The organism is Janthinobacterium sp. GW821-FHT03C10, from assembly GCF_059420865.1.
Genome location: NZ_JBWKUN010000004.1, coordinates 145,682 through 159,113 on the forward strand (window position 1 = coordinate 145,682; position 13,432 = coordinate 159,113).

At 59.1% G+C, this 13,432-nt stretch carries 6 protein-coding genes; 4 read left to right on the plus strand and 2 right to left on the minus strand.

What is annotated here, in order from left to right:
• Positions 1-35: 35 nt before the first annotated feature.
• Positions 36-1,667 carry an NAD(P)/FAD-dependent oxidoreductase gene (locus AC07VH_RS14985; RefSeq protein ID WP_475417427.1) on the minus strand — a complete coding sequence of 544 codons (1,632 nt, stop codon included), beginning with the start codon at positions 1,665-1,667 and terminating at the stop codon, positions 36-38.
• A 1,096-nt stretch (positions 1,668-2,763) separates the two neighbouring features.
• On the opposite strand from AC07VH_RS14985, the gene AC07VH_RS14990 reads away from it, so the two are divergent.
• Entirely contained in the window at positions 2,764-5,760 is a 2,997-nt protein-coding gene (locus tag AC07VH_RS14990) for a TonB-dependent receptor (RefSeq protein ID WP_475417426.1), read from the plus strand.
• 171 nt (positions 5,761-5,931) lie between these two features.
• Here the strand turns inward: AC07VH_RS14990 and AC07VH_RS14995 are convergent, their stop codons facing one another.
• Complete coding sequence (locus AC07VH_RS14995; RefSeq protein ID WP_494788411.1) at positions 5,932-6,657, minus strand: 16S rRNA (uracil(1498)-N(3))-methyltransferase; 726 nt, start codon at positions 6,655-6,657, stop codon at positions 5,932-5,934.
• A 186-nt stretch (positions 6,658-6,843) separates the two neighbouring features.
• On the opposite strand from AC07VH_RS14995, the gene tkt reads away from it, so the two are divergent.
• The 3 genes from tkt (at position 6,844) to AC07VH_RS15010 (ending at position 13,323) form a co-directional block, all read left to right on the plus strand.
• Positions 6,844-8,841 (plus strand): transketolase, encoded by a 1,998-nt coding sequence (tkt, locus tag AC07VH_RS15000; RefSeq protein ID WP_475417424.1) that lies wholly within the window; start codon positions 6,844-6,846, stop codon positions 8,839-8,841.
• Between the two features lie 77 nt (positions 8,842-8,918).
• Positions 8,919-9,929 carry a type I glyceraldehyde-3-phosphate dehydrogenase gene (gene gap / locus AC07VH_RS15005; RefSeq protein WP_010395244.1) on the plus strand — a complete coding sequence of 337 codons (1,011 nt, stop codon included), beginning with the start codon at positions 8,919-8,921 and terminating at the stop codon, positions 9,927-9,929.
• Positions 9,930-10,614: 685 nt separating this feature from the next.
• Entirely contained in the window at positions 10,615-13,323 is a 2,709-nt protein-coding gene (locus tag AC07VH_RS15010; protein WP_494803993.1) for a TonB-dependent receptor, read from the plus strand.
• The last annotated feature ends 109 nt before the right edge of the window (positions 13,324-13,432 follow it).

Here is a 13,432-nt window from a genome sequence, read left to right on the forward strand (position 1 = left end):
TTTTTCATCCCGCCGCACGGCGGGGAGGGCACGGCCTAGCCGCGCGCCGCCATTGACAGGGCCACCGCCTCGGCCACCTTGATGCCGTCGACGGCCGCCGACAGGATGCCGCCCGCATAGCCGGCGCCTTCGCCGGCGGGGAACAGTCCCCGTGTATTCAGGCTTTGCAGGTCATCGTCGCGGCGCTTGATGCGGATCGGCGACGAGGTGCGCGTTTCCACGCCCGTCAGCACGGCGTCGGCCTTGTAGTAACCCTTGATCTGCTTGTTGAACGCCGGAAACGCCTCGCGCAGGGCCGTGATCGCGTATTCGGGCAGCGAGGGCGCCAGGTCCGTCAGGTGCACGGCCGGCTTGTAAGAAGGCACCACGCTGCCGAATTCCGTCGAGGCGCGGCCGGCCACGAAGTCGCCGACCAATTGTCCTGGCGCATCGTAGTTGCCGCCGCCGAGGGCGAACGCGCGCTCTTCCAGTTCGCGCTGCAGGGCCATGCCGGCCAGCGGGTCGCCCGGGTAGTCGGCGGGCGTGATGCCGACGACGATGGCGCTGTTGGCGTTGCGTTCATTGCGCGAATACTGGCTCATGCCGTTCGTTACCAGGCGGCCCGGTTCGGATGCGGCCGCCACCACCGTGCCGCCCGGGCACATGCAGAAGCTGTAGACGGAACGGCCATTGCTGGCGTGGTGCACCAGCTTGTAGTCGGCCGCGCCCAGGATCGGGTGACCGGCGCTGGGGCCGAAGCGGCAGCTGTCGATCAACGATTGCGGGTGTTCCACGCGGAAACCGATCGAGAACGGTTTCGCTTCGATGTACACGCCGCGCTTGTGCAGCATCTCGAAGGTGTCGCGCGCGCTGTGGCCGATGGCCAGCACGACGTGGTTGCTGGCGATGGTCTCGCCATTGTCCAGCACCACGCCGCGCACCTGGCCGCCGTCCGGGCCGGGCACGATGTCGAGATCGACCACTTTGCTGCTGAAACGGTATTCGCCGCCCAGCTGCTCGATATTGGCGCGCATTTCCTCCACCATCTTGACCAGGCGGAAGGTGCCGATGTGCGGCTTGCTCACGTACATGATTTCTTCGGGCGCGCCCGCCTTGACGAATTCCGTCAGCACCTTGCGGCCGTAGTGCTTGGGGTCCTTGATCTGGCTGTACAGCTTGCCGTCCGAGAAAGTGCCGGCGCCGCCTTCGCCGAACTGCACGTTCGATTCCGGGTTCAGTTCGCGCTTGCGCCAGAAGCCGAAGGTGTCGACGGTGCGCTCGCGTACCTGCTTGCCCCGTTCCAGGATGAGGGGGCGCAAGCCCATCTGCGCCAGGATCAGCGCCACGAACAGGCCGCAGGGGCCCGTGCCGATGACGATGGGGCGCGGTTCATTGGTATGGCCGGCCAGCTGTTCGCCGCCGGCGACGAATTTATAGTCGGTGTCGGGCGCGGGCATCAGGTGGATATCGTGGCCCAGGCGCGCCAGCACGGCCGCTTCATTCTTGACTTCCACATGCAGTGAGTAAATCAACACCACGGCGCTGCGCTTGCGCGCGTCGTAGCTGCGCTTGAAGACGGTGAAGCCGAGCAGTTCCTCCGCGGCTATGCCGAGGCGGGCCAGGATCGCGGCCGGCAGGGCTGCATCGTCGTGTTCGAGGGGGAGTTTTACTTCGTTGAGTCGCAACATGGTGTGTATTTTCAAAAATTGCCGGGCTCCGTATCTAGCGGAGAGTGTGTGGCGCCGTGTGAGGGCATCAAGGCGCTATTTTACCTCCACATCGTTCACCGCTTAGATTTACCCGGACTTTTTGGGGAGGGGCAACAGGCGGCAGTACCGTCTGTTCGCATTGTCGCCGCGGTGCCGTGGCGGGACCTGGAGGCGTTTTCTGGCTGCCACAAACTGGTGCGAGCCGGCGCGTTGCTGGTGCGTCCGCCGCCCCTTGTTGGGGCACGCAAATCCTGGGCTTATTTTTCAGGTAAATTTGTGTTGCTTTTTTGTTGTGGTCGCTTGATTTTGTTGACGCCTTGCCATTGCGTGTGATTTGATAGTGTTTTGTTTCTTACCGGCGCAATTCTGTATCTTTGGTCTGCTCGCATTCCAGGAAAAGAGCAGCGCTGTATCTCGTCGCTATCGCTTCTTCGATGGAGGGCGGGATTTTGTTTTGAGATTATGTCGAGGAATTTTTTTTATATAGATCCATTCATAAAAGGTCTGATCGATATATTGCGAAGTGGCTTCACATTTTATATGTCGCCTCCTCCCGTAAAGTAATGACGTCTTGCGCGTCATTTATTTTTCGGGTTATTGATATTCATCTTTTTTAGAACGGATTCTTCCGGTAATTTTCTAATTCCATTGGCGCAAAGCCACTGTTTTCAGGCATCCCAAGTAAGTTTTATTATCGTCCGCGAATGTTTTCATTTAGCCTGGATGCGTTTCTGCATGCCTATTTTCTGGATAAATCGAAGTGTTGCGCCAACAGAACAGTTTTCCTAATTTTATTGACCAGCCTGTTTCAATATGTTCCGATGTGTCCTTCTGTTTTATTTTGCGTATGCAAAGTGGACCGAGAGGATGTCTTGTGTGGCGGGATAGCAAGGCGATGAGAGTAGAAAGCGTTTAAAAACGCATAAGCGTAAGTGAAAAACTCCTTTACCAAAGCAGTAATACTGCGCTCATATAAATAATAGGGAATGACATGTTGAGAAAAACTGTAATAGCACGTGCATTAACGATCGCGTTCAGCGCATCGGTATTGAGCGTTGCGATTGTTCCAGCGGTAATGGCTCAGTCGAATGCCACGGGCAACATCATCGGCAAGATCGCGCCGGATGCCAGCGCATCGGTGCAGATCGTCGGTGCCGACAACGGCTTCAAGCGGACTATTTCACCCGATGCCAGCGGTACTTTCCGCATCACTTCCCTGCCAGTTGGTAACTACAAGGTCACGCTGCTGAAAGGTTCTTCCGTCGTCAGCACGCAGGACGTGGAAGTGCGCATCGGCCAGGAAAGCGAAGTGGCGCTGCAGCAGGTACAGACCGTGAACGTGACGAGCCGCCGCCGCGCGATCGATGTCACCAGTTCCAACTCCGGTTCGTCCTTCAATTCGCGCGAGCTGGCTACCCTGCCGCTGGCGCCAACGGTCGCCAACATTGTGCAATTGGCCGGCGGTACCACGCGCGCCGACTCGCGCTACGGCAACAACGCCGCCAGCTTCGGCGGCTCCAGCGCGTCGGAAAATGCGGCGTACATCAACGGTTTCCCTGTCACCAACAGCCTGTATCAGGTTGGTTACTCTTCCCTGCCTTTCGGCTCGATTGCTGAAGCGCAAATCATCACCGGCGGCTACGGCGCCGAATTCGGACGTTCGACGGGTGGCGTGGTCAATATCACCACCAAGAGCGGTACGAATAACTGGGAATTCGGCGCCGGCTTTACCTACGCGCCTGATTCGCTGCGCGGCAAGGCCAAGAACATCATGTTCCCGAATACGGGTGCCAATCCCAAGACGGATGGCAAGATCTACAACTACCGGGAAGGCGACAAGCTGACCGAGAAGGTCTACAACGCCTATGTCAGCGGCCCGCTGATCAAGGACAAGCTGTTCATCTATCTGGGTGGTGAATTTACCAGAATGGACCGCGAAACGGCACGTCTGGCATCGACCAGCACGGTGAACAATCAGACTGGCTGGCTGGTGCAGAAATCCGATGTGCCGCGCTATATCGCCAAGATCGACTGGAATATCACCGACAATAACCGCCTCGAATATACGCATATTTCGGACGAGTCGAAAGTTGACGATCAATACTACGGCTTCAACTACGATACCAAGCAGCGCGGCTATGTGCAGAACGGCGGCGCCAAATTCAAGAACTATTCGGCAGGTGTGCTGTTCCTCAACGCCACCGGCGCTGCGCTGGCGGCAGCCCAGGGTTCCAACATCGACATCCTCAAGCTGACCAGCTATGTGACCGACGATCTGACCGTGCAGGCCCTGATCGGCCAGGCGAAGACCCAGCGCGAGCAAAATCCGTTTGGCTACATTCCAGGCTTGCGTCCGGTCGTTGCTTCCCCGGACAACCAGGTACCAGGCGTGAATTACCAGCCTAGCCAGGTGCAAGGTTTCAGCTCGGCCCTGTTGCGCGACGGTGCACAAGACACCAACCGCGGCTATCGCCTGGATCTGGAATACAAACTGGCCAAGCAGCATACGATACGCGGCGGTCTTGACCACAACAAGATCAATGCCCTGAACGGCACGGAAGCGGCCGGCGGCGGTACCTGGACTTACCTGAAAACCAATCCGAACACCGTATTGTCTGGCCATAATATGTCGCCGGCAGCTGGCGGCGGTTACGGCACCCAAGGTTACTACGTGCGTGAAAACCTGCAGCGTGGCGGTTCCACTCCGTCCGTCGAGCAGTCGGCGCAGTACATCGAGGACCGCTATCAAGCCACCGAAAACCTGGTCGTGACCCTGGGCTTGCGCAATGAGTCGTTCAAGAACATGAACGGTATCGGCGAAACCTTCGTGGAACAGAAAAACATGCTGGCGCCGCGCCTGAATGCGGCCTGGAATGTGTATGGCGACGGTTCCCTGAAAGTCTTCGGTACGGCTGGCCGCTACTTCATGCAATTGCCGGCCAACATGGCCGTACGTTTTGCTGGCGCTTCGCTGAATACCGACCGCTTCTACACCTACACCGGCGTCAACCCGACCACGGGTGCACCGCTGGGCTTGAACCCGATCAGCAATGTCGTGTCGGCTAACAATGAATTTGGCCAGGAAAAACGCGCCAATGAATTGGCTTCGACCAACTTGAAGGCCCACTTCCAGGACGAGATCAACCTGGGCTTCGAGAAGGCGCTGACGCCTGATTTCAACGGCGGTATCAAGTTTACCTATCGCAAGCTGAAAAACACGATCGATGACTACTCGGATCCACGCGCCATTTCGGCCAAGCTGACGGGCGCTGAAAAAGAGTACTTCGATGACCATGGCTGGAACGGCGCCCTGTTCAATCCAGGCAAGGACAACACCTTCATGATCCCGGTGGGACCAAACGGTGCACAGCGTGCGGTGACGATTACGGCTGCCGATGCAGGCTTCCCGGAAAAAGCCAAGCGTACCTACACGGCGCTGGAATTCATGCTGGAACATCCGATGCGCAATGGCTGGTATGGCAAGATGAACTACACGTGGTCGCGCAGCGAAGGCAACCAGGAAGGCCAGACCAAGTCGGATAACGGCCAGGCCGACGTGGGCTTCAGCTCGGGTTGGGACTTCCCGGAAACGATGGTCAACGGCAGCGGCTTGTTGCCTAACAACCGTACGCACCAGTTGAAAACCTACGGCTACTATGAGTTCACGAGCCAGTTTGGCGTCGGTGGCAACTTGCTGGTGGCGACGGGCCGTCCAATGTCGCGTACTTGCAATATCCCAGCGTCCATGGATCAACAGGGCTTGGGCTTGTCGCAATACGGCTCGATCTTCTTCCTGTGCCCAACCGGTCCGAACGGCCGCGGCGCCTACGGTACGCTGCCAACAGAAATGCGCCTGGACTTGAACTTCATCTACAAGCCAGAGCAAATCAAAGGCATCGTGCTGAAAGTCGACGTGCTGAACGCAACCAACCGTCAAGTGGCGCAATCCATTGACGAGGCCTACAACACCAGCGCCGCCGGTACTGCCGTCAGCCCTACCGCCGGTATGGTCAATGCGTATTCGAACCCGCGCACCGTGCGCTTGTCGGCCCAGTACAGCCACAAGTTCTGATGTGATTTCCTCCTTGCCGGTTGACAGCCGTCAGCCGGCGGAGGCCGGGATGCACGGACGGTTATAGCAAGAGGCATGGTCAGTCATGCCAGTAACATGCCCCGTAAGCTGCGAAGCTTGCGGGGCATTTTTTTGGGTGGCGCGCTGGGTGCCAGTCCATCGTACGCCGCCTTACATGCCGCCCCACAAGGCGCCCAGGGTGGCCAGCGCCGTCAGGCCCGCCGTTTCCGTGCGCAGGATGCGCGGCCCCATGGACAGGCCGATGGCGCCGGCGGCCAGGGCCGCCTTTTCCTCCGCTTCCGAAAACCCGCCTTCCGGTCCCACCATCACGGTGATCGCCTGCGGCGGCTGATGACGCGCCCAGTCGGCCAGCGACTGCTGTGCGCGCGGCGTCAAAATGATGCGTTTATGTAAATCTTGCTGACTGCTCCAGCCGTTAAAATCCTGCAATGGGGCCAGCTGCGCCAGGCGGTTGCGCCCGCATTGTTCCGATGCGGACACGATGATCGCTTGCCAATGCGCGAGTTTCTTCTCGGCCCGCTCGGCGGACAGGCGCACGACGCAGCGCTGCGCCGCCAGCGGCACGATGCCGGCCGCGCCCAGTTCGATGGCTTTTTCGATGATCCAGTCCATTTTCGACGCTTCCGGCAACGCTTGCGCCAGGGTCACGGCATACGGCAGTTCCGCCTCGCGCGCCACCTGCGCCTGGATTTGCGCCGTCACGCTGCGCTTGGCGACCGCCACCAGGCTCGCTTGCACTTCGCCGCCTTCGCCATTGAACAGGGTGATGACGTCGCCCGGCACCAGGCGCACGACCTGGATATGGTGGGCGACAGCCTCCGGCAGGGAGACGGTGGCGCCGGCGACGAGCGGCTGGGGGCAGAAAAAACGCGGCATGCAAATCCTCAACGGGGGTAAGTGGGGTGGAAAGACGTCAAAGTATAGCCATTTGGCGGGCCAGTACGCCGCAATTCTAATTTGCGGTCCCCCAGTCTGGTAAAATAGTTGGCTACAGAAAGCAGCCGGCTTCCCTGTCCGCGCTGTTGCAAACGAATCCCAAACTCGCGACTGACCCATACCATCATGACAACTACGCTCCCGACTACCAAAATGGCCAATGCGATCCGCGCACTGGCAATGGACGCTGTACAAAAGGCCAACTCCGGCCATCCAGGCATGCCGATGGGCATGGCCGAGATCGCAGTTGCCCTGTGGAGTGGTCACTATCGCCACAATCCCGCGAACCCGAAATGGCAGAACCGCGACCGTTTCCTGTTGTCGAACGGCCACGGCTCGATGCTGCACTACGCGCTGCTGCACCTGACGGGCTACGACCTGTCGATGGATGACATCAAGGCCTTCCGCCAGATGCATTCGAAAACCCCGGGCCACCCGGAAGTCGATGTCACGCCCGGCGTGGAAACGACCACCGGCCCGCTGGGCCAGGGTATCGCCAACGCCGTCGGCATGGCCCTGTCGGAGCAATTGCTGGCCGCTGAATTCAACAAGCCTGGCCACGACATCGTCAACCACTACACCTACGCCTTCGTCGGCGATGGTTGCTTGATGGAAGGTATTTCGCACGAAGTGTGCGCGCTGGCCGGTACCCTGGGCCTGAATAAACTGATCGCCCTGTACGACGACAACGGCATTTCCATCGACGGTAAAGTGGAAGGCTGGTTCACGGACGACACCCCGGCGCGCTTCGAAGCCTACGGCTGGAACGTCATCCGCGCCGTCGACGGCCACGATGTGGCCGCCGTGGCTGCCGCCATCGCCGCCGCCAAGACCGCCAGCAAGCCAACCTTGATCTGCTGCAAGACCATCATCGGCAAGGGTTCGCCGAACCTGCAAGGCGGCGACAAGGTCCACGGCGCCGCGCTGGGCGACAAGGAAATCGCCGCCGTGCGCGAATACATCGGCTGGGATGCCGCACCGTTCGAGATGCCGTCCGACGTGTACGCGGCCTGGGATGCGAAAGAGCAGGGCGCCCTGCTGGAAAAAGACTGGAACGAGCGTTTCGCCGCCTACAGCCGTGAATTCCCGCAGCAAGCCGCTGAACTGACCCGCCGCATGCAGGGCGACTTGCCACAGGCATTCGAAGCGGCCCTGAGCGCCGCCATCGCTTCCTGCGTCGAAAAGAAAGAAAACATCGCTACCCGCAAGGCCAGCCAGAACGCCATCCAGGCGCTGGCGTCGTCGCTGCCGGAATTCCTGGGCGGCTCGGCCGACCTGACCGGTTCGAACCTGACCAACTGGAAAGAGTGCGTGGCCGTGCGTTCGGGCCAGCCTGGCAACCACATCAACTATGGCGTGCGCGAATTCGGCATGAGCGCCATCATGAACGGCATCACCCTGCACGGCGGCTACATCCCGTTCGGCGCCACCTTCCTGACGTTCTCCGATTACAGCCGCAACGCGCTGCGCATGGCTGCCCTGATGAAACTGCGTTCGATCTTCGTGTTTACCCACGATTCGATCGGCCTGGGCGAGGACGGCCCGACGCACCAGTCGGTCGAGCATGTCTCGTCGATGCGTTTGATCCCGAACCTGGACAACTGGCGTCCGTGCGACACCGTCGAGTCGGCTGCCGCCTGGGGCGCCGCCGTGCGCCGCAAGGATGGCCCGTCGACCCTGATCTTCTCGCGCCAGAACCTGCCGTACCAGGAGCGTAGCGCCGAACAGATCGAGAACATCTACCGCGGCGGCTATGTGCTGAACGACGTGGCCGACGCCAAGGCGATCCTGATCGCCACCGGTTCCGAAGTGGAACTGGCCGTCGCCGCCGCCAGCGCGCTGGCCTCGGAAGGCATCAATGTGCGCGTGGTGTCGATGCCGTCGACCGACGTGTACGACCGCCAGGACGCCGCCTACAAGGCCGGCGTGCTGACGAAGGGCGTGCCGCGCGTGGCCATCGAAGCGGGCGTGACCAGCTTCTGGTACAAATACGTGGGCCTGGAAGGCGCCGTGGTCGGTATCGACACGTTCGGCGAATCGGCCCCGGCCGGCGTGCTGTTCAAGCACTTCGGCTTCACGGTCGAGAACGTCGTCGCCAAGGTGAAAGCCGTTATCGCCGGCTAATATTGATTTTGAGCAGACCCCGGCAAGGTAGTGCCGGGGTGCTGTGCTGATACCTTTTTTTTAATCAGGAGCAGAGTATGACGATCAAAGTTGCAATCAACGGCTACGGCCGCATCGGCCGTAATGTGTTGCGCGCTTTCTACGAAGGCGGCAAGAAACAGGATATCCAGATCGTTGCCATCAACGACCTGGGCGATGCCAAATCGAACGCCCACCTGACCCGCTACGACACCGCGCACGGCAAGTTCCCGGGCACGGTGACCGTCGAAGGCGACAACATGATCGTCAATGGCGATCCGATCCGCGTATTCGCACAGCGCAATCCGGCTGAAATCCCATGGGGCGAGCTGGGCGTCGACGTCGTGCTGGAATGCACGGGCTTCTTCACCACCAAAGAGAAAGCTTCGGCTCACTTGAAGGGCGGCGCGAAAAAAGTCATCATTTCGGCCCCAGGCGGCAAGGACGTCGATGCGACCGTCGTGTTCGGCGTGAACCACTCGGTACTGAAATCGACGGACACCGTCATCTCGAACGCTTCGTGCACCACCAACTGCCTGGCACCGCTGGTCAAGCCGCTCAACGACGCCATCGGCATCGAAACGGGCCTGATGACCACCGTGCACGCCTACACCAACGACCAGGTACTGTCCGACGTGATGCATGAAGACCTGCGCCGCGCCCGTTCGGCCACCATGAGCATGATCCCGACCAAGACGGGCGCTGCCGCCGCCGTGGGCCTGGTGCTGCCTGAGCTGAATGGCAAGCTGGACGGCTTCGCCATCCGCGTGCCGACCATCAACGTGTCGCTGGTCGACCTGTCGTTCATCGCCAAGCGCGACACCACCGTGGAAGAAGTCAACGCGCTGATGAAAGCGGCGTCGGAAGGCGCCCTGGAAGGTATCCTGACGTACCAGACCGAACCGCTGGTCTCGATCGACTTCAACCACAACCCGGCGTCGTCGAACTTCGATTCGACCCTGACCAAGGTGTCGGGCCGCCTGGTGAAAGTATCCTCGTGGTACGACAACGAGTGGGGTTTCTCGAACCGCATGCTCGACACCACCGTAGCACTGATGTCGGCCAAGTAATTCATCAAAACACTGCAGTAAGCGCTCTCTGAGGGGCGCCGGGCCGCCCTGTCTGACAGGGCGGTTTTTTTTTGCGAGCACATTCTGTGCGCGCATTACTGGTGTGTTTCAGTCCCGGCGGCGTGCCATGCGCGACTACCATTAGTTACATTTGTCCGCCATGTGTGCTGGGCAAAAAAAACCATCCCATTCTGCCGCAGCATCCTGCTGCCGTGTCCCATCCCGCTTGCTTTACAGAACGGCATTGTCATTCTCAGTTGCAATAAAAACCGCTTGTCTTTAGCCTTACATGATTCTGACAAGAACGTAAACAGCAAACTGGAAACTATTTATACGGTTAAATTTAATTCTAATTTATGGAAATTTTACGAATTTATTATCGTGAAATTTTATATTGATGATTGAATATTCCGTTAAGTCGTTTTATAGCAACATAAACTAACATTTGTAACAAAATGAAAAAACATGCATGCATAATAAAGTTTCATGCAGACAACGCATAACCGCGTGTGGGATACGTATTGCCTGCTTGGAATATGTAACGTCGCTGGCTGCCTGAATCTGAGTTGCAATAACAAAATTGACTATATAAAAAAGCACAAAGGGAAGAGTAATGTTCATCAGAGAAAAAACTAGTGTGGTCTTGGTTCGCTTCGCGCTGGGCGTAATTGCCGGTACCAGTTTGTTGACTCAAGTAACTCATGCGCAGGACGCCAGCATGGGACCTCAGGCGGCGGCGCCGGCGAAGGCTGCGGCCGAGGCCGACGGCAGCGCCGTGCAAAAAGTGTACGTAACCGGCTCGAACGTGCGCCGCATTACGCTGGAATCGGCTTCGCCGGTGCAGATCATCACGCGTGATGAACTGACGCGCGGTGGCGCGACGTCGCTCAATGAAGTGCTGCGCACGATCTCGTCGAACGTCGGCGGTATCGACGAGAACCGCACCAATGGTTTCAGCGCTGGCGCCGCCGGCCTGAACCTGCGCGGTTTCGGCAGCCAGGCCACTCTGACCCTGATCAATGGCCGCCGCCTGGCGCCATACGCGCAGCCTGAATTCCAGACGACGTTTGTCGATTTGAACTCGATTCCCGTGGGCGCCGTGGAACGCATCGAAATCCTGAAAGATGGCGCATCGGCCATTTATGGTTCGGAAGCGATGGCCGGCGTGGTCAACATCATTCTGCGCGACAGCTTCGAAGGTCTGGAAGTGGGCGGCTCGCTGGGCCAGTCCAGCCGCAGCGATGGTGAGCAGAAGCGTGCGACCATCAGCTTTGGTACCGGCAGCCTGGTCAAGGACCATTTCAATGCCTACGCCACCCTGGACGTGCGCCAGCGCGATCCGATGTACCTGCGCAAGCGCGACGGCTACCTGAGCACGCAGGATCTGCGCGCGTATGGCTACAAGGACCGCCGTTCGCTGTACACCTACCCAGGCAATATCTACTGGACCGACAAGGCCACCGGCGCGCTGACGTCGCGCACGTTGGACAAGAATTGCCCGGCTGACCGTCTGGTGCCGGCCGACAGCGTACTGGGCGCAGGCGCCCTGGGCAATGCCTGCGTATTCGATGACTTCCAGGACAGCTCCATCAATTCCGCCGGCAAGACCGACCGTTTCGGCATCACCAGCCGCCTGACCTGGCAGCCGACCGCCAGCACCACGGTCTTCAGCGAACTGATGTTCAACCGCAACAAGGCCACCGTTACCGGCCTGCTGCACTGGGTTGCCGGCCAGACTGGCCAAGTGACGCCAGCCTTGCCGATTACGCATCCGCAGTATCCCAAAGAGCTGATTGGCCCGGACGGCAAGACCTTGGCGGGTGGCAACGGCACCGTGCGCGTGCGCGCTTCGCTGCGTGACTTCCCAGGCCAGGGCCAGGACAACACCACCGATTTCGGCCGCTACCTGGTCGGTGTCAAAGGTTATTACAAGAACTGGGACTGGGAAACGGCCCTGTTGCGTACGGATAGTAAAGTGACTTCACGCAATACCAGCGCGATCATGCTGACGCCTTTCGTCAATGCCTACAAGAACGGCACCTTCATCTTCGGCGGCGGTGCGGCCAATCAGGCCCTGTACGATTCGATCACGGCCAATTCGAAAAACATGTTCAAGTCCAGCCTGACGCAAATCGATGGCAAGATTTCCGGTGAATTGTTCAACTTACCTGCTGGCGCCGTCGGCCTGGCGGTCGGTACCGAGTTCCGTCGCGAAAGCCTGAGCACGTCGCCTGATCCGCTTGCCGTGGAAGGCGAGTTCTATCACCAGGCGCAATTGCCGCCAGGCTTTTCGAATGACCGTAACATTTCCTCGATCTATGCGGAATCGACGATTCCCCTGCTGAAATCGCTGGAAGCGCAAGTGGCAGTGCGTCACGACCATTACTCCGACTACGGCAATTCGACCACGCCGAAAGTGGGCTTGAAGTGGAGCGTGACGCCGGCGTTCATGGTGCGCGGCACCTATGCTGAAGGCTTCCGTGCACCGACCCTGGTGGAAAACTCCACCGACGTGCGCAATGCCTTTGTGTCGATTCGCGATCCCTACCGTTGCAACGCCCAATACAAGCTGGGCTGCTCCACTTCCAGCCCGTATCAAAGCGGCGCGAATCCGGAGCTGAAACCGGAAACGGCGAAGAGCTACACCCTGGGCCTGGCCTGGGAACCAAGCTCGTCGTTCCTGGCAACGATCGATCTGTGGCAGATCAAGCGCGTCAACGAAATCGGTACCTATGACTTGGACAAGGTCCTGTCCGATCCTAGCCGCTACGCTGGCGACCCGGCCGTTGCCATCACGCGTGATCCGCTGACCGCCGCCGACAAGCTCGCCGGTGCCACCGCCGGTGAAATCACCAATATCAAGATGTTGCTGACCAACGTGGCCGTGACGCAGATCCGTGGCGTGGACCTGAAGCTGACGGGCCGTATCAACCTGGGTGAGTACGGCAGCTTGCAGCCAACCCTGAACGTCAGCCACATGCAGTCGTTCAAGAACGCGCCGTCGCCAACCGACGACCTGATCGAGTATGCAGGCACCCGTGGCACGCCGTCGGTGCAAGCTACCCTGGGCCTGGCGTGGAAGAAAGCGGCCTACGCCTTGTCGGCAGATACGGTATTTATCAGCAAGATGGCATCGGTTGCCGACCGTACGCAAGATTGCGTACTTGAAACCGAAGGCTTCCCGGAGCTGTGCAAAGGGATTCCATCGTTCACCGTGGTTAATCTGGGCGGCAGCTACAGCGGCTTCAAGAACACCAAGCTGAGCTTTGCCATCCAGAATGCCTTCGACCGCAAACCGCCTTTCCATCCGAACGGCACGGCGAACTACTACTCGTCGCTGCATAGCGCGATGGGCCGTTATTTCCAGATCACGGCTGATTACAGCTTCAAGTAATCGCGCATGATGAAGAAGGCGCCGTGACCGTGAGGTAACGGCGTCTTTTTTTGTCCTGCTGGGCAAGCAGTGCGTGATTGCCTTAAGGAAATTAAAGTCATTGTTTTTA